Annotated in this window: 15 protein-coding genes and 1 tRNA gene; 5 read left to right on the top strand and 11 right to left on the bottom strand. The window is 71.9% G+C overall.

The features are described 5' to 3' along the window. Position 1 precedes the first annotated feature (1 nt). From ACGFYP_RS08170 to ACGFYP_RS08150, 5 genes are all read right to left on the bottom strand, one after another. On the bottom strand, positions 2–1,963 hold the full coding sequence (locus ACGFYP_RS08170; protein WP_393487917.1) for a copper resistance protein CopC: 1,962 nt from the start codon (positions 1,961–1,963) through the stop codon (positions 2–4). Between the two features lie 24 nt (positions 1,964–1,987). Continuing rightward, positions 1,988–2,473, bottom strand: coding sequence for a copper chaperone PCu(A)C (locus tag ACGFYP_RS08165; RefSeq protein ID WP_393487915.1), 486 nt, complete (start codon positions 2,471–2,473; stop codon positions 1,988–1,990). Next, positions 2,470–3,138 (bottom strand): SCO family protein, encoded by a 669-nt coding sequence (locus ACGFYP_RS08160; protein WP_393489094.1) that lies wholly within the window; start codon positions 3,136–3,138, stop codon positions 2,470–2,472. Before ACGFYP_RS08160 ends, ACGFYP_RS08165 begins: the two co-directional genes overlap by 4 nt. 177 nt (positions 3,139–3,315) lie before the next feature. Further along, on the bottom strand, positions 3,316–4,080 hold the full coding sequence (locus ACGFYP_RS08155; RefSeq protein WP_393487913.1) for a YcnI family protein: 765 nt from the start codon (positions 4,078–4,080) through the stop codon (positions 3,316–3,318). Between the two features lie 341 nt (positions 4,081–4,421). Then, positions 4,422–5,225 carry a hypothetical protein gene (locus ACGFYP_RS08150; protein WP_393487911.1) on the bottom strand — a complete coding sequence of 268 codons (804 nt, stop codon included), beginning with the start codon at positions 5,223–5,225 and terminating at the stop codon, positions 4,422–4,424. A gap of 220 nt (positions 5,226–5,445) precedes the next feature. On the opposite strand from ACGFYP_RS08150, the gene ACGFYP_RS08145 reads away from it, so the two are divergent. After that, positions 5,446–5,892 carry an ATP-binding protein gene (locus ACGFYP_RS08145; RefSeq protein WP_361957749.1) on the top strand — a complete coding sequence of 149 codons (447 nt, stop codon included), beginning with the start codon at positions 5,446–5,448 and terminating at the stop codon, positions 5,890–5,892. A gap of 85 nt (positions 5,893–5,977) precedes the next feature. Here the strand turns inward: ACGFYP_RS08145 and ACGFYP_RS08140 are convergent, their stop codons facing one another. Together ACGFYP_RS08140 and ACGFYP_RS08135 are read right to left on the bottom strand one after the other, a co-directional pair. Next, the gene (locus ACGFYP_RS08140) at positions 5,978–7,435 is read right to left on the bottom strand and encodes an aminopeptidase P family protein (RefSeq protein ID WP_393487909.1); all 1,458 of its coding nucleotides are present in this window, start codon (positions 7,433–7,435) and stop codon (positions 5,978–5,980) included. A 201-nt stretch (positions 7,436–7,636) separates the two neighbouring features. Further along, the gene (locus ACGFYP_RS08135; protein WP_393489089.1) at positions 7,637–9,262 is read right to left on the bottom strand and encodes a PP2C family protein-serine/threonine phosphatase; all 1,626 of its coding nucleotides are present in this window, start codon (positions 9,260–9,262) and stop codon (positions 7,637–7,639) included. 380 nt (positions 9,263–9,642) lie between these two features. Between ACGFYP_RS08135 and ACGFYP_RS08130 the strand changes: the two genes are divergently transcribed. Together ACGFYP_RS08130 and ACGFYP_RS08125 are read left to right on the top strand one after the other, a co-directional pair. Then, positions 9,643–10,323 carry a bifunctional DNA primase/polymerase gene (locus ACGFYP_RS08130; protein ID WP_361957758.1) on the top strand — a complete coding sequence of 227 codons (681 nt, stop codon included), beginning with the start codon at positions 9,643–9,645 and terminating at the stop codon, positions 10,321–10,323. A gap of 272 nt (positions 10,324–10,595) precedes the next feature. After that, positions 10,596–11,267: a hypothetical protein gene (locus tag ACGFYP_RS08125; RefSeq protein ID WP_393487906.1), complete on the top strand. Its 672-nt coding sequence runs from the start codon at positions 10,596–10,598 to the stop codon at positions 11,265–11,267. 221 nt (positions 11,268–11,488) lie between these two features. On the opposite strand, the gene ACGFYP_RS08120 is transcribed toward ACGFYP_RS08125, so the two are convergent. The 3 genes from ACGFYP_RS08120 to ACGFYP_RS08110 all read right to left on the bottom strand — a co-directional run bounded on the left by ACGFYP_RS08120 (position 11,489) and on the right by ACGFYP_RS08110 (position 14,564). Further along, a complete protein-coding gene (locus tag ACGFYP_RS08120) occupies positions 11,489–12,457 on the bottom strand; it encodes a DUF5926 family protein (RefSeq protein ID WP_393487903.1) in 969 nt (322 codons plus the stop codon). 499 nt (positions 12,458–12,956) lie between these two features. Continuing rightward, entirely contained in the window at positions 12,957–13,559 is a 603-nt protein-coding gene (locus ACGFYP_RS08115; RefSeq protein ID WP_393487899.1) for an ATP-binding protein, read from the bottom strand. 171 nt (positions 13,560–13,730) lie between these two features. Further along, the gene (locus tag ACGFYP_RS08110; protein WP_361957770.1) at positions 13,731–14,564 is read right to left on the bottom strand and encodes a glycerophosphodiester phosphodiesterase; all 834 of its coding nucleotides are present in this window, start codon (positions 14,562–14,564) and stop codon (positions 13,731–13,733) included. 176 nt (positions 14,565–14,740) lie between these two features. Here ACGFYP_RS08110 and ACGFYP_RS08105 point away from each other — a divergent pair, with 176 nt between their 5' ends. Both ACGFYP_RS08105 and ACGFYP_RS08100 read left to right on the top strand, forming a co-directional pair. After that, complete coding sequence (locus ACGFYP_RS08105) at positions 14,741–16,276, top strand: S1C family serine protease (RefSeq protein ID WP_393487895.1); 1,536 nt, start codon at positions 14,741–14,743, stop codon at positions 16,274–16,276. A gap of 46 nt (positions 16,277–16,322) precedes the next feature. Continuing rightward, positions 16,323–16,407, top strand: a tRNA-Ser gene (locus ACGFYP_RS08100). Between the two features lie 24 nt (positions 16,408–16,431). Here the strand turns inward: ACGFYP_RS08100 and ACGFYP_RS08095 are convergent. Next, positions 16,432–17,337: a bifunctional DNA primase/polymerase gene (locus tag ACGFYP_RS08095; protein ID WP_393487893.1), complete on the bottom strand. Its 906-nt coding sequence runs from the start codon at positions 17,335–17,337 to the stop codon at positions 16,432–16,434. Positions 17,338–17,352 lie beyond the last annotated feature (15 nt).

The raw sequence follows: 17,352 nt of genomic DNA, 5'->3' as shown, positions 1-17,352 counted from the left end.
GTCAGCCGATCTTCACGTTCTTGTCGATGGTCGTCTGGTCGATGTCGGAGGTACGGACCGTGACCTGGATCTGCCACTCGCCCGCCATCGGGATCTGCACCCCGTTGGCGCTCCAGTGACCTGCCTGGATGCGGTCGGGGACGACCGGCAGCGGGCCGATGTCCTTCGCCTTCAGGGTGAAGGCGACCTTCAGCTCGGGAACGTCCAGGGGACGGTCGTCCGGGCCGTCGACGAAGACGTGCAGCGCGTTGGCGCCGGTCCGGCCCGGGTCGAGGCTGAGCCGTATCGTGCCCTTGCCGTTGACGCCCCCGGTGTCGAAGGGCAGCCGGATGTCCACGGGCCGCTCGGGCACGGCGGTCGAGCCGGAGGCGGACTGCGAGCGCCCCGCCTCTTCCTCCGTACGGCCGGGCTCGGTCGAGGTCAGGACGGTCGTCACGGCGAGCAGCACCACGGCGACGACGGCTTCGGTCAGGACGGAGCGGCGCAGACCGGTCCGCTCGGGGTCGGCGTCGCGGTCCCGCTTCGTACGGGCGGTGGCGACGGCGGCCCGCTGCCGCGCGAGCTGGGCGGCCCGCACGGGGTCGACGTCGTCCTCGGCGTCCTCGGCGGCCCCGGCGGCCGTCTCGGCCGTCTCGGACTCTTGGTCCGTCCCCTCCGTCCCCTCCGTCTCTTCTGTCTCGTCTTCCTCGCGTTCCTGGTCCTGCTTCGGGGTGTCCGCCGGTGCTCCCAATCGCTGGGTCCAGCGGCGCGATATCCAGGCGATGCCGAGCAGGACGGCCACGAGACCGACCTTGACCAGGAGGAGCTGTCCGTACGCCGTGCCGGTCAGGGCGGACCAGGAGCCGACCTGCCGCCAGGACTGGTAGAGCCCGGTCGCCGCCAGGACGACCACCGAGCCGAAGGCGATCTTCGAGAAGCGTTCCACGGCGGCCCGCTCGATGCCGGGTGCCCGGTACAGCGCGACGAGCAGCGTGGTGAGGCCGCCGAGCCAGGCGGCCACCGCCAGCAGGTGCAGGAGGTCGACGGGCATCGCGATCCCCGGCTGGATGCCGGTGGAGGCGTGCTCGGCGAGGGCCCAGGTGCCCGCGATCCCTGCGGCCACCACCGTGCCGCCGATCGCGAGCCCGAAGGTGAGGTCTTTCTTCTCCTTCTCGTCGGTCCGCTTGGTGTACGCCCCGAAGAGCACGGCCACGAAGAGCGCGGCCGCGCCGAGCAGCATCAGCCGGGAGATGAGCGCGGCGCCGGTCTTCGTCTCCAGGACGGACTTGAGACCGCCGAGGTCGAAGGCGTCGCCGAGTTCGCCGGAGCCGGTGTACGGGTTGCGCAGCAGCAGCATGACGACGGTGGCGGCGGTGAGCGTGAGCCAGCCCCGGACGACGAGCCGCTGGATCGGCCGGACGCTCGCGCCGCGCGGCCAGCAGGCGAGGACGAAGGCGCTGCCGCCGACGAGGACGGTGAAGGCGGCGTACGAGAGATAGCGGGCGATGCCGTAGAGCGTGCCGACGAGTCCGCCGCCGACGGTCCTGTCGGGGAGGGCGACGGAGGTCTCGGAGGGGGCGCCGACGGAGAAGGTGAAGGCGCCGGCGACGGGGTGGCTGTCGGCGGAGACGGCCTGCCAGGCCACGGTGTAGGTGCCCTCGGGCAGTCCGGAGCGGAGGCCGACCCCGTACCGGATGATGCTGCCGCTGCACAGGTCGCGGATCTCTCCGGTGTCGACCCGGTTCCCCGCGGGGTCGAGGACCCGGATCGAGTCGCCGCCCATGGCGACCTGTTCGGAGAAGGTGAGGTTGACGTCCTTGGGGGCGGTGGCGACCACCGCCCCGTCCTGCGGGTCGCTGCCGGTCAGCGCCGCGTGCGCGGACGCGGGGGCGGCGCCGGCGAGCAGCGCGCCGAGGAGCGCGGCCGCGACGAGCAGCAGCCGTGCCAGGGCGGTTCCGAGGCGCGGGGCGGTGGTGGTGGGCATGTGTGTGTCAGTCCCTCAAGTAGCTCAGTGCTGCTTCGGGTTGTGGGTGGCAGCCTCGACGGGCAGGTCGACCTTGATGGGGTCGGCCTTCTCGAAGTGCAGCTCGATGCTGACCTTCTCCCCCTGCTTCGGCTTGGTCTTCAGCCCCATGAACATGATGTGGCTGCCGCCACGTTCGAGGTCGAGCGCACCGTTCGCGGGGATGTCGAAGGACTTCACCTGCTGCATCTTCTGGTTCTTCGTCTCGTGGATCTGGACGTCGTCCGAGATCGGGCTCGTGACGGAGGTGAGCTTGTCGGCGGTGTCGCTCTCGTTCTTGATGGTCAGGAAGCCGCCGGCCATGTCCATCACGGGCTGCGGCATGAACGCGCCGCTGACCTTCAGTTCCGGCTTGCCGTCCGTCCCGGCGGCGCCGTCGGCGGAGCCGTCGGACGAACATCCCGACAGGGCGAGGGCGGCCGTCAGGGCGAGGGCGGCGGTGGCGGACAGGACGGTGGTGCGGCGGTTCACGGGTTCTCCCCCTTGATGAGCTTCGGCAGGTCCTTGGCGTAGTCGTCGACGGTCGTGTCCTCGCCGTACAGGACGTAGCCCTGGTCGGTCGTGGGCGAGAACGCGATCACCTGGGCTCCGTGCATGGAGACGACCGAGCCGTTCTTCTCCTTCTTCGCCGGGGAGATGCCGATGCCCATCTTCAGGGCGCCCGCCTGGATCGTGGAGAAGTCGCCGGTGAGGCCGACGAACGACGGGTCACCGGCGGCGGGCAGCCACTTGGCCAGCTCGGCCGAGGTGTCCCGCTCGGGGTCGGTGGTGACGAAGACGACCTGGAGCTTGTCCTGGTCGGCCTTGGGGAGCTGCTTCTTCGCGACGGCGATGTTGCTCATCGTCAGCGGGCAGACGTCAGGGCAGTGCGTGTAGCCGAAGTAGATCAGCGTCGGCTTGCCCTTGGTCTGCGCGCGGAGGTCGAACTTCTGGCCCCTGGTGTCCGTGAGGACGAGGTCGGGCTTGGTGAAGGGGCGGTCGAGGACGGTCGCCGCCTTGGTGCTGTTGCCGCCTTCGGCGGAGACCTCGGCGACGGTTCCGTTCCCGGATCCGCCGGCCTTGTCGTCTCCGCCGTTGAGGCCGACCGCGACCGTCACCGCGAGGGCGGCGACGACCGCGACGGCGGCGGCGATCAGGGGTGCGCGGCGGCTGGGCCTGGCCTGCTCGTCGGTGGCCGGGTCGGCCGATTTCTGGACTGACATGGAACGTGCTTCTCTCGTGTCTCTCTGCGCTCGGCGCCGTGCGCTGCGCGCTCTGGACTCTGGGGTCTGGCTCTGGGCCTGGGCCCTGGGCTCTGGGCTCCGGCTGTCGGTTCAGGCAGAGCGGCGACGGCCCGCGAGCAGACCGAAGGCGACGCCGGCGACGCCGACGAGGATGCCGACGACACCGAGCACGCGCGCGGTGGTGTCGCTGGAGTCGGAGGAGGCGGCCTCGGTGTGGCCCTTCTCGCCCTTGGCCTTGTCGTCCGCCTTGTGGTCGTGACCGGCCTTCTCGTCGGCCTTCTCGTCCGTCGTCGCGCCGCCGCCGTGGTGGTCGTCCTTGGCCGCGGAGAGCTTCAGGACGGGGGCGGGGTGCTCGGGCTCCTCGGCGCCTTCCTTGGCCTCCTCGATCCAGCGGACGACCTCGTCGTTGTCGTACGTCTGGATGGCCTTGATGACGAGCTGGTCGGTGTTCTCCGGCAGCTGGCCGAGGGAGAGCGGGAACTGCTGGAACTGGCCGGGGCCGATCTTCGCGCCGCCCTCGGCGGTCCAGGTGACCTTGGTGACGGCCTCGTTGATGGTCTTGCCGTGCAGCTCCAGCGGCTTGGCGAGCTTGGACTTGGTGACCTCGGCCTTCCAGCCGGGGACGGGCTGCGGCATCACGGAGGCGAGCGGGTGGTCGGCCGGGAAGTTGACCTCGACCTTGACGGTGGAGGCGTTGTCGCGCTCGTTGGGGACCTTGACGTTGACGGTCGCGTAGCCACCCATCGCGGCCTCGCCCTGCGGCTGCACGCCGACGTGGGCGAAGGCGGTGCCGGAGAGCAGCACGACGGAGGAGAGGGCGATGCCGCCGGCGACGGCGATACGGGAAACGTTCATGGCAGAAGACACTCCAGCTCGGGAGAGGGGTCGGGGTTCCGGCACGCCGAGGACCGAAACGTGCGATCCGGGTACGGGTACGTACGTGTGCGTACGGGCGTGTACGGGTGCCGGTGGTACGGGTGCCGGTCGTACGGAACGGGGGGATCCGGGGAGCATGGTCCGCGCCTGCGGAGCACGGCCTGTGCCTGTGGTGCAGCGCAAGTGCGGTGCGGCGTGCGGTCGGATCGGATCCGGGTTCGGCGTACGAAGAGCGACGGTTCCGCTCTCGATTCCTGGCCTGCGGTGCTCGGTGCTCAGTGCTTGGTAAGCGGTGAGCGGTAAGCGGTGAGCGGTCCGCGTCAGGCCGCGAGAGCGAGGGTGGCGGCCGGCGGCCCGCGCCGGATCACCGTGTGCTGGAGTGCCTCGGCGCCGGTCGGCGGTGAGGCGTCGTGCCCTGTCCGGGCGAGCCGGCGCGGCGCGGCCGCAGGGAGCCCGGGAAGGCCGGCGAGCAGGGCCCGTACGAACGTCAGCGCGGCGCGCAGCGAGCGTACGAGGGCGCATGCGGCGAGCTCGGTCGCCCCGTGGGTGGAGAGCCGGGCGAGCCGGCCGAGGGCCAGGTCGCCGTGGCGCAGCAGCCAACCGGTGACGAGCGCGGCCAGCAGGTGGCCGAGCACCATCGGCAGGTCGGGCAGGAGGTCGCCGCCCTGCGCGGCCCCGGTCGCCAGATGGGCGGCGTGGCCGGGGTGCGCGTGGGTCGCGGCGGCGGTCGGGTCGAGACCGGCGTCGGTGAGGATCCGGGTGGCGTCGGCGGCGCTCATGGAGGCCGGCCCGGCGCCGCAGACGATCTTGGCGGCCATCCGGATCAGCGCGTCGTCGGCGGCCGGTCCGAGGGAGCCGGCCGTGAGCGGTCGCTGCCCGAGCCCGAAGAGGACGTGCAGTCCGAGCTGTCCGCCGGCCAGGGCCGCGACGATGACGGGCAGCGAGCGTTCCCGTCCCGCGAAGAGGACGGTGACGCCGAAGATCAACAGGAAGCCGGCGACCACGGTCCACAGGGCGATCCCCGCACAGGCGGCGATCGCGTGCCCGAGCCCGGACAGCACGACGCAGACCGCGGTGAACACCGCGGCCCTCAGCAGGCGTGGCGCGAGCGCGGGGGCAGACATGGCGGGCCCATCATCGCACCAGGCCCCCACCCTCCATGAGGCAGGTCCGTAAGATCACTTTTCAGCCTCTTCGGGCGCGACATACACCGGCGCACGGTGTGCACACATCCGCCGAACGAGCGCTCTTCTGGCTCCCGGGGGCTTACGGACCCCTCGGCGTGGCAATAGGTAACGGTATGTCGCGCCGCAGCATGTCGAGCCGCAGCCAGGAGGCTGGAGCATGAGCATCTGGTGGTCCCTCCATCTGAGGCGCGAGGCCGCGAGCGTGCCGCTCGCCCGACGGCTGTTGCTCGGCACGATGGAGACGGCCGGGGTCGATCCGGATGTCTCCTACGACCTGTCGGTGGCCCTGACCGAGGCGTGCGCCAACGCCGTGGAGCACGGCGGCGGCGACACAGGATCCGGCCCGGCCTCGGAGGCGTACCGGGTCACGGCCTATCTGGACGGTGAGACCTGTCGTATCGAGGTCGCGGACGCCGGACCCGGCTTCTCGGGCGCCCGGCTCCCCGCAGCCGCGGCCGCCGACGCCGAGAACGGGCGGGGACTGCGGCTGATCGAGGAGCTCGCGGACCACGTCCACTTCGGCCGTACGGGCCGGGGCGGGGCGCTCGTCAGCTTCGACAAGATCGTGAAGTGGCGGGCGGACGCGCCGCTCGCGCTGACGTGAAACGTACGTCGTCGCATACGGAGTTACGGAAGGGCCCCCACCGACGGTCGGTCGGCAGGGGCCCTTTCCCGTACGTGTCTCAGACTCAGCCCTTCAGGCCGGCCATCCACGCCTCGACCTCGTCGGAGCGGCGCGGCAGCGAGTCGGAGAGGTTCCGGTTGCCGTCCTCGGTGACGAGGATGTCGTCCTCGATCCGGACGCCGATGCCCCGGTACTCCTCCGGCACGCTCAGGTCGTCGGCCTGGAAGTAGAGCCCCGGCTCGACGGTCAGGCACATGCCCGGCTCAAGGGTGGTGTCGACGTACGCCTCGGTGCGCGCGGCGGCGCAGTCGTGGACGTCCATGCCGAGCATGTGGCCGGTGCCGTGCAGGGTCCAGCGGCGCTGGAGGCCGAGCTCCAGGACGCGGTCCGCGGGCCCCTCGACCAGGCCCCACTCGACGAGCTTCTCGGCGAGCACGCGCTGGGCGGCGTCGTGGAAGTCGCGGTAGGCGGCGCCCGGCTTCACCGCGGCGATGCCCGCCTCCTGCGCCTCGTACACGGCGTCGTAGATCTTGCGCTGGAGCTCGGTGTAGCGGCCGTTGATCGGCAGCGTGCGGGTCACGTCGGCGGTGTAGAGCTCGTTGGTCTCGACACCGGCGTCGAGGAGCAGCAGGTCGCCGGAGCGGACCGGGCCGTTGTTGCGTACCCAGTGGAGGGTGGTGGCGTGCGGGCCCGCGGCGCAGATGGAGCCGTAGCCGACGTCGTTGCCCTCGACCCGGGCGCGCAGGAAGAACGTGCCTTCGATGTAGCGCTCGCTGGTCGCCTCGGCCTTGTCGAGGACCTTGACGACGTCCTCGAAGCCGCGGGCGGTCGAGTCGCAGGCCTTCTGGAGCTCGGCGATCTCGAACTCGTCCTTGACGAGGCGGGCCTCGGAGAGGAAGACGCGCAGCTCTTCGTCGCGCTCGGCGGTGACCTTGTCGGTCAGCGCGGCCTCGATGCCGGCGTCGTGACCGCGGACGGCGCGGACCGGTCCGGTGGCCTCCTTGAGGGCGGCGGTCAGCTCGCGGACGTCCTTGGCCGGGATGCCGAGGAGCTGCTCGGCCTCGGTCAGGGAGTGGCGGCGGCCGACCCAGAGCTCGCCCTGGCCGTCGAGCCAGAACTCGCCGTTCTCACGGTTGGAGCGGGGCAGCAGGTAGATCGTCGCCTTGTGGCCGGTCTTCGTCGGCTCAAGGACGAGGACGCCGTCCTCGGTCTGGTCGCCGGTGAGGTAGGCGTACTCGGTCGAGGCGCGGAAGCTGTACTCGGTGTCGTTCGAGCGCGTCTTCAGGTTGCCCGCGGGGATCACCAGGCGCTCGCCCGGGAAGCGCGCGGACAGCGCGGCGCGACGGGCGGCGGTGTGCGCGGCCTGGGCGATCGGCCGCAGGTCGTGCAGCTCGGTGTCGGCCCAGCCGGACTTCATGTTCTCGGTGAGCTCGTCGGACACGCCCTGGTACAGGCCGTTCTTGCGCTGCTTGATCGGCTCTTCGGTCTCGTCCGGGGTTTCCGGGGTGAGCTCGTCTGCCACGGGGGGTCTCCTTTGGTACGACACTGAACCCACTCCATCGTACGGAAGTACGGAAGTGGGCCCAGGGCCGTAAGACCCGTCACCGCTGCGTCACGCGGGGGCTACGCACGGCGTACGAAGCGCGACGTGTCGTCGTCGTACGCGTCGTACGCGCCTTGCCCGTCCCGTGCCGCCCGTCCCGTGCCGCCCGTCCCGTCCGCGTCACTCGAAGCGGGCCGCGAGCAGGACCACGTCCTCACCGTCGACGTTCTGGTCCAGGCCGTCCGGCAGCATCGTGCGCAGGACGTGGTCGGCGATGGCCCCGGGGTCGGCGCGGTCCGCCCTCGGGACGCTCGCGGCGGCTGCGTGCAGCCGGGCGAAGGCCCGGTCCATGGGGTCGCCGGTCCGGCGGAGCAGTCCGTCGGTGTAGAGCAGCACCGTTTCTCCGGGGGCGGGAGCGATCTCGACGCTCGGCGCCTCCCAGCAGGCGAGCATGCCGAGTGGTGCCGAGAGCGAGGTCTCCACGTACTCGGTCCGGTGCTCGCCGATGATCAGCGGCGGGGTGTGGCCCGCGCCGGCGAGGACGAGTTTGCGCTGCTTGGGCTCGGAGTACGCGAAGAGCGCGGTGGCCGAGCGGGCGGGCTCGGTGAGCCGGAGGAGGAGCTCCAGGTCGGAGAGGACGGCGACCGGATCCTCGCCCTCCATGACCGCGTACGCCCGCAGGGAGGCGCGCAGCCGGCCCATCGCGGCGAGCGCGCTCGCCCCGGTACCGGAGACGGAGCCGACGGCGAGACCCAGGGCGCCCTCGGGCAGCGGCAGCGCGTCGTACCAGTCGCCACCGCCCTGGGGGCCGGTGCGGTGGCGCGCGGCGAGCTGGACGCCGGGGACCCGGGGGAGGCGGCTCGGCAGCAACTCCTCGGCGACGGTGGCGACCTGGGCGCGGGCGCGCTCGAGCTCCAGGAGGCGGGCGAGGTGCTCGGTGGCGTAGCGGCCGTAGAGACCGACGAGATCACGTTGGCGTTCGACGGGTTCGGCGGGCTCGTCGTAGAGCCAGACGACGGCGCCGAGCTTGCCCGCGGCCTCGGTGGCGAGGGGGAGCGCGTAGCTGGCCGCGTAGCCGAGCCGGGCGGCGACCTCGCGCTGGCGCGGGTCGAGCTCGGGCTCGCCGAGCAGGTCGGGGACGGCGATGGGGTCGGGGATGGGGCCGGGGCCCGGGCCCGGGGACGGGGCCGTGGCGGGAGCCGTGGCCGTTGCCGATGCCGGGGTCGGGGCCGCTCGGGGGTCGGCGGGGTCGGCAGGTGCTCTCGACCCCGCCGGTTCTGGGAGACCGTCGAGGATGCGGCCGTACGAGGTGGCGCTGCGCGGCACCGTCTCGATCGTGCCGAGTTCGGCGTGGGCGAGCCCGAGTCCGACGGTCGAGGCGGGGCCGCGGCCGTCGGCGGGTTCGAAGACGGCCATGCCGCGGCGCGCGCCGACCAGGGCGGCTCCGGCGCGCAGCACCTCACGCAGGGCTTCGTCGAGCGAAGCGGTCCTGATCAGGCGTTCGGTGAGTTCGTGGAGGGTGGTGAGGTCGGAGACCCAGCCGGCCAGCCGGTCCTGGATCAGTGCGCCGGGGATGCCCGGGAGGGCCCCCGCGGAGGTATTTACGGGCGGGACGGGCGCGGTAGTGTGCGCGGGCGAAGGAACCGTGGAATCGATTCCAGCCACTTTCGGCAGGTGTGGGGCGCTCATGTCGGCCGGCTTTCCGACGGGTGCGTTTCGCTCAATAGCATCGCAAACCCCCATGTCAATCTGCGCCGCTAGCAATGCATCCACATGTACACGCACAAGAGGAGCGATGTCCAGCATTGTCCCCACGGGACTTGTGGTGTCCGTGGGGTTTGGCAGAAGGGTTGAAGTGCAGGCCAAGTTGGCTGAAAATTACCCCCTCAGTGCACCATTTGCGGTCGACTGGCGTCGTTTGAAAGCGCGTTGATTTGAACGTGACGGGTACGTAATCGGTGATGGCCAGGGGCAGTTGGAACGGCCCCGGAACCTGGCAGGGTGCCTGGGCGTCCTCACCGCCGCAGGCCGCGCCCCTCGAGTGGACGACGAGCCTCAGCTCGACCCCTCCCGCCCCGCACACGGGGCGGTGAACCGGCGACCTTGTACGCGCTGCTACGCACGGTGAAGTGATCCGCACATGGTGTGATGTGGATTCGGCGTTCAACGGAAAGGAACGAGCGCTCATGCGCGAGATCCTCGGAAGGCGACGCAGGTTCCGGCTTCGGCGCAGGGAAAGGACCGTCCAGCTCGACGCGGCGCTCGTATGCGCCACCGAGTGGGACTGGCCCGTCCTGCCCGGCGTCGGGCTGAAGGCGACGACCCGTACGTCCAGAGGGGCTGGCTGCGCCTGCCCCGACCCCGGGTGTGTCGTACCCGGCGCACACCCCTTCGACCCCGGACTGCTCGCGGCCACCACCGACGAGCGCATGATCCGCTGGTGGTGGGCGCGGCGCCCGGACGCCCCGATCGTCCTGGCCACCGGAGGCCGCGCGCCCTGCGCGGTGAGCCTGTCGGCCGTCGCGGGGGCGCGCGCACTGGTCGCCCTCGACGCGATGGGCATGCGGCTGGGTCCGGTGGTGGCGACGCCCACGCGCTGGTCGCTGCTGGTCGCTCCGTACGGCCTCGAACAGCTCGGCGAACTCCTCTACGCGAAGGACAGCGTGCCCAGTTCGCTGCGGTTCCACGGCGAGGGCGGCTATCTGCTGCTGCCCCCGTCGGTCGCGGGCACGGGGCCCGTGCGCTGGGAGCGCGCGCCGCTCGCAGGGTCGGCCACTCCCTGGCTGCCGGACGTGGAGGCGGTCGTGGACGCGCTGGTCGAGGCGAGCACGGGCGCGCCGGAGGGCGGCAGCAGACTCGCGTACTGACGGGTCTGTGGCTGATCCCTGGCTGATCTCGGGCTGATCTCTGGCTGGGGGCTGGCTCGTTATGGCTGGTCCTGGCGGGGCGGCCGGCAGGGACGGGTCTGCCTGGCTACGGGCGTCGGGGCGGGGGGCTGCCTCACCCATACGGGTGTGAGGCTGTCCGACTTGTACGGGAAATGGGCGCGCGGCGCACAACGCGCCGCCGGTCCGCCGATATCTTCGGCGGACCGTTCGCGAGTCGTCGTGAGTCGCGGCCAGTCGGGCAGGTGGGTCCCATGAATCTCCGCATGATCGGGCTCGGGGCCGCCGTGGTGTGTGCCACGCTCCTGCCGCTCGTCGCCCTCGCCGGAGAGGCGTCCGGCCCCGGCCCTGGGGCCGGTCCGGGCAACGGCGGCGGCGACGGCGACGGCGACGGCAAGCCCCGGGCGGACGGAGGTCTGCTGCCGGGGCTCGGCCTCGGCGGGCGCGGGCCGGAGTCCGCGTCGGAGGTCACGCCCCCGAGCGCGCCCCCTGGCTCCCCCGAGACCCCCTCGGGCACCTCCCCGAAGACCTCAGCGAACTCCTCCGGGAACCCCTCCGGGGACACTCCTCCTGCGCGCACCTCGCACTGCGGCCCCGAGCTGACCTCCCCCGACGGGATCGAGGCGCAGACCTGTGTGCTCACGGAGGGGCCCGACACCTGGGGGCGTACGTACTACCGCAACGCCGGCGGCCAGCGGCTCGACGCCGTGCTCACCCTGATGGGGCCCGCGGGGCGCACCGTACAAGTGCGTTGTGCCGTCGTGGCGCGGGATGAACCGGGGGCGTGCGAGACGCCTAGGGAGCGTGCGCGGGGCGCTGTATCGGCATATTCGGCTGTCGCGGAATTCGCCGGTGCGGGAGAGGGATCCAGTACGCCGCTGCTGCTGCGGGCCGGGAGCAACACGGCCGGTGCGAGCGGAAGTTGAGGTTCCGGACGGGATCCGTCCGGACATGAGAAGACCCGGTCGCTGGCGACGGGGGATGCACCAGCGACCGGGCTTCTAGAACGGTAACAAGAGATCTGCGGTTCGCAAATTCGATCTCGGTTATTCGGACAGGGATTTACCTGACCGCACGGGGAGTTGTGGCGGATGTCACCGACTGGTCGGTCTGTCAGTCAACACCGTCACCACAGGCACCACGCGTTTCAGCTGAGAGTGACCTGCCGGTTGGTGAGACCGCCGCGGGCCCGGCGCTCCTCCGGGGTGAGCGGGGTGTCGGTGGCCAGCGCCGCGGCCAGTCGCTCGGCGAACTCGGCGGCGGGCTTCTCGCAGTCCTCGGCGCTCATCGATGTCGGCAGGTCCCAGACCGGGACCATCAGGCCGTGGGCCCGGAAGGAGCCGACCAGACGCGTGTTCTCGCCGAGGGACGAGGTACCGGCGGCGTGCAGGCGGGCGAGCGCGTCGAGGAGCTTTTCCTCGGGGTGCGGCATGACCCAGCGCAGGTGGTTCTTGTCCGGGGTCTCGCACCAGTAGGAGGAGTCCACACCGGTCAGCTTGACCGTGGGGATCGCGGCGGCGTTGGCGCGCTCCAGGGAGGCGGTGACCTCGGGGTTGGAGTTGTCGGCGGACTCCGGAATCCAGAATTCGAAACCGGTGTGCACGACCGGCGAGAAATCGCCGTTCGGGTCGAGCAGCTCCTGGAGGCGCGGACCCTCGGCCGGCACGCGACGGGGGGTGACCGGCGAGCCCGGCTCCGTCTCCAGGGCGCGCTGCAGGGTGTCCGCGAGGTCGCGGGCCAGGTCGCCGGAGGAGGAGTCGTTCTGGAGGGCGAGGAGGACGGAGCCGTCGTCGCGGCGGAGCGCGGGCCATGCCATGGGCAGCACCGTCGCGAGCGTCACGGACGGGACGCCCTCGGGGAGCCCGTCCTTCAGCGTGAGCGGGACGGTGGCGGCGGGCACCAGCTCGCGCAGCGCGACCCAGTCGCACTCGCCGGGCAGTCCCTCGAAGGGACGCTGGACCAGCTCGGTCACGGCGTGCGCGGCGGCTCGGCCGTGGCACGCCTTGTAACGGCGACCCGACCCGCAGGGGCACGGCTCGCGCGCACCGACGACCGGGATCTCCCCGTTCGTGACCTGTGCCTTGGCGGCCTTCGTCTGGGGGCGCTTCTTGGCCATGGTGTGGCTTCTCCCGATAGCGGCAGTGCTGTGGTGCAGGGCCGTGCATGGTGCACGGCTCTGTGTCGGGCGAGCCTAGCCGTACGGGAGCGCCGAGGGACTCAAGCGGGGACGTTCACCGCCTGCGGACCCCGCGGGGGTGCCGGGCGGACGCTGAGCGCGCGCCGAGCGAGGCGGCCGCGGAGCCGACCGTCATACGCGTACGGCAGCGACCGTCATACGCGTACGGCAGCCCCGGAGCCGTGGCCGACATCGGACCACCGGCGCCCGCTCTCGACCCTCGGCGGAACCGCAGGCGACCTCGACCGAACCTTGGGCGAGGCCGGGCCGATCTCGGCCCGACCTCGCCCAAGGTCGACGGCCGTCGGCCAACGTCGACGGCCCATGGCCACCTCAGCCTGCCTCGACCGCCCGCAGTCGACCTCGGGCGATGTCGAGTGATCTCGCGTGATGTCGCGGCGTGATCTCGCTCCGGACGCTCCAGACCGGCCCGTGCACGTCAGTCCAGATCGTCGTACGCGTCCAGGAAGTCGAAGCCCGAGCCGCCGCCGACCCGCGCGGCGAAGTCCTCGCGGCGATGGCCCTCGGTGACCACCACCCAGACCGTCACCTCGCCGGACGCGTCGTCCCGTACGCCCCAGTCCTGGGCCAGGGCGCTGATGATGTTGAGCCCGCGGCCGCCGCGCGCGGTGACCGAGGGCGTCGACGGAACGGGCCGGGTCGGACCACCGCCGTCCGTCACCTCGACCGTCAGGCCACCCGACGGATCGACGCGCCAGGCCGCACGGACATCCCCGTCGCCCACTTCCGCCCGCCCCAGCGGCCTGCCGTGTCGGCAGGCATTGCTGAGCAGTTCGGAAAGGATCAGTACCGCGTCGTCGACGACCGATTCGGACATTCCGCTGCGGATCAACTGCTCCCGCATGCGGTGTCTCGCCTCACCCACGCCCGCAGGGCCATGGGGTACGGCCATGCTCGACGACGTGGGCACCTCCTGTGCCACCACCAACGCCACCCCCGAGACCTCCTTTGCCCCACGCCACGGTGTGAATGCCCCAATGGCCTGGACCGGAAACCGCCCCATGAGCGTGCGGTGACGCACTCGTGACGATCGCGTACGGACCGAACGCGCCGGTGCACTCCCTGTAAGCCCTGGGACGGATGGGGCGGAGGGGACGAGAGAGCACGGAGAGAGGACGGGGACGGGGCGGGAAAGGGCGGGGAAGGGGTGGGGAGAGGGCGGGGAAGGGGTGGGGAGAGGGCGGGGCAGGGGTCAAAGGCGGCCCAACTGGGACAGCACCTGCTGAGGCCGGTTGGTGATGATCGCGTCGACACCGAGCCGCTCGCAGAGTTCGACGTCCTCCGCCTCGTCCACCGTCCATACATGGACCTGGTGTCCGGCCTTCTGGAGCCGCAGGATCACGGCCGGGTGGTGGCGGACGATCCGGATCGACGGACCGGCGATCCGCGCACCCGCCGGCAGCCTGCCGTCGCGCAGCCGGGGGCTGACGAACTGCGAGAGCGAGACGGTGGGGAGGGTCGGCGCGGCGGCCGCGATCCGGTGCAGGGAGCGCGCCGAGAAGCTCATGACCCGTACGGGAGACTCCTCGGGGGCCGCCGGTTCCGCGAGGTTGAACCGCTTGAGCAGGTGGAGCAGCCGCTCCTCGACCTGGCCCGCCCAGCGCGTGGGGTGCTTGGTCTCGATGGCGAGCTCGATACGGCGCCCGGCGTCGGAGACCAGCTCCAGGAGGCGTTCCAGGGTGAGTACGGAGGTGAGTCCGGGGTCTTTCCAGTCCGGGCTCTCGCGCGCTTCCTCGCGCCCCTTCCAGGTGCCGAAGTCCAGGGCGGCGAGGTCGGCGAGCTCCAGGGCGGAGACGGCGCCGCGGCCGTTGGAGGTGCGGTCGACGCGCCGGTCGTGGACGCAGACGAGGTGGCCGTCGGCGGTGAGCCGGACATCGCACTCGAGGGCGTCGGCGCCGTACTCGATGGCCTTCACATAGGCGGCGAGCGTGTGCTCCGGGGCTTCCTCGGAGGCTCCGCGGTGGGCGACCACCTGGACGGGGGCGGGGTTCGTGTGCGGCCGGGGGTGCTGCCGTGCGTGGGTCACCGCGTCATGGTGCCATTGGCGGGGCGGGCGTACCGGATTGTGTCCGTTCTGTCCGTATATAAAGAGTGGGGTGCGGATGCACAGCTCCGCCTTACAGTGGCCTGACGTCCTGTGGGAAAAGCTGTTCGCAGCACCCTAGTGAGGCATCCACCCGCGCAGTGAACGAGGAGAGAGCCGTGAGCACCGAGAACGAGGGCACCGAGGTTCCGGCGGACCCGAGTGCCCCGTCCGCCCCTCCAGCCCCTCCCACGCCACCGGCTCCCGCCGCACCGCCGGCCGCGCCCGCGTCTGCGCCCGCGGCGTCCGTGGGCGGCGAAGGCCAGGAGCCGACGACGGTCGGAGCCCCGACGCCTCCCGAGCCGCAGACGCAGCCGCAGCCGCAGCCGCAGATCCAAGCGCAGGCTGAGGCTCAGACTCAGGCTCGCGCGCAGGCCCAGACTCACGCGCAGGCTCAGACCCAGGCTCACGCGCAGGCACCGGCACCTGCTCCGGCACCGGCCGGTGCCGGAGGCTGGCCGCCGCCTCCCCCGGCCGTGCCGGCCTGGGGCGCGTCCGTCCCGCCCGTCCCGGAGACTCCGCGGAAGCGGACCGGTGGCCTGGTGGCGGCGGTCCTCGTGGCGGCTCTCGTGGCCGGCGGTGTGGGCGGCGGCATCGGTTACTGGGCGGCCGAGCGCGGCGACGCCGGGATCAGCTCGACGACGGTCTCCGCGGGCGACTCCCCGGCGTCCTTCAAGCGCGACCCGGGCACGGTCGCCGCGGTGGCGAACAAGGCGCTGCCGAGCGTGGTGACCATCCAGGCGAAGTCCGGTGGCAGCGGCGGCGAGAGCGAGGGCGAGGGCGGCACGGGCACCGGCTTCGTCTACGACAGGGAAGGCCACATCGTCACCAACAACCACGTGGTGGCGTCGGCGGCGGAGGGCGGCACGCTCTCGGCGACCTTCTCGAACGGCAAGACGTACGACGCGGAGGTCGTGGGCCGCGCGGAGGGCTACGACGTGGCCGTCCTGAAGCTGAAGAAGGCACCGGACGGGCTGGCTCCGCTCCCGCTCGGCAACTCCGACAAGGTGGCGGTCGGCGACTCGACGATCGCGATCGGCGCTCCCTTCGGCCTGTCCAACACGGTGACGACGGGCATCATCAGCGCCAAGAACCGCCCGGTGGCCTCGGGTGACGGCTCCGGCGGCAACAACTCGTACATGAGCGCCCTGCAGACGGACGCCTCGATCAACCCGGGCAACTCCGGCGGCCCGCTCCTCGACGCGAGCGGCGCGGTGATCGGCATCAACTCGGCGATCCAGTCGACCGGCAACGGCTTCGGCCAGTCCCAGGCGGGCTCGATCGGCCTCGGCTTCGCCATCCCGGTCAACCAGGCCAAGAACGTGGCCGAGCAGCTGATCAAGACGGGCAAGCCGGTCTACCCGGTGATCGGCGCGACCGTGAACATGACCGACAAGGGCGCGGGCGCCACGATCGCCGCCGAGGGAGCGGGCGGCACCCCGGCGATCACCCCGAACGGCCCGGCGGCGAAGGCCGGCCTGAAGCCGGGCGACGTGATCACCACCCTCGGCGACCGCCAGATCGACAGCGGCCCGACGCTGATCAGCGAGATCTGGACCCACAAGTCGGGCGACACGATCAAGCTCACGTACGAGCGCGACGGCAAGCCGACCACGACGACGGTCACCCTCGGCGAACGCACGGGCGACAACTGACCGGCTAGGCTGTCCCCCGCGCCACCCCGAACGGGATCCGGCGCGGGGTGGGTTGCCCGAGCGGCCTAAGGGAACGGTCTTGAAAACCGTCGTGGCGCGAGTCACCGTGGGTTCAAATCCCACACCCACCGCTTGCAGGTCAGAGAAACAGCACGTCAGAGAGCGCGCTCCCGGTTCGGGGGCGCGCTTTCGGTGTTCTGGGTCAGGCGGGCCGCCGATTGGATGGTGGTGCGGGCCTCGTGTTCGGTCAGGCCCGTGTGGACGGCCGCCGTCATGAGGGCTTCGGTGAGGGAGTCGCCGAGGCCGTTCTCGTAGGCGCGGCAGGCCGCCCAGAAGAGGCGCGTGTTGCGTTGGCCCTCGTGGGCGGTGCGGACGAAGTGGACCAGGCCGCGACCGTGGCCATGGCCGGCGGGTCGGCTGTGGCGCGGGGGTGGTGTGGGGGGTGCGATCAGGGCCAGGAGGGGGCGGGGGCAGGGGGCCGGGTCGAGGTACTGGCTGCCCGGAGCCAGTCGGTACGCGCCCTTGGCCGTGACCGAGCCCGGTCCCACCAGGTAGCCGCCGGCGCCTCGGATGTCGATGCCGGGGGCCAGGCGGCTCGCCGAGTTCGGGACGACGACGTCCGGCGGGCCGGTCAGCCACAGGTGACGGCCGCCGCTCGGGGTGAGCACGGTGACCGTGGGCGGCAGCGTGAAGAGGTGCTCCAGCGCCAGGTGGCGCAGTTCGGCCGTGACGTCCGCGGGCGCGTCCGCGTGCTTGACGTCGAGGTCGACGCCGATCAGGTGGTGCGGCGGACGCCCGCAGGCGATGCCGTAGCCGGTCGCCCAGGGCGCGGCGGCGAACAGCGCCCGTACCCCTACGGGGTCGGTGGTGGCGTCGTGCACGCCGTGTCCGGGGCGGCCGCACTCCCCGTGGCAGACGACCGGGTCGGGGTCGTCCCGGTGGGGGGAGCGGAGGGCGGGGAGCTTGGTGGCGGACAAGGGGATGACGGGGAGCCCGCGCTCTGCCGCGGACAGCGCGTGGGCGAGGGCCAGGGTGGCGGAGCGCCGGTCGAAGGTGGCCATGCGGCTATTTTCGTA

Source organism: Streptomyces sp. NPDC048370, from assembly GCF_043200825.1.
Classification (GTDB): domain Bacteria; phylum Actinomycetota; class Actinomycetes; order Streptomycetales; family Streptomycetaceae; genus Streptomyces.
Note: the sequence above shows the minus strand (reverse complement) of the source record. Positions and strands in the feature narration are given on the sequence as shown.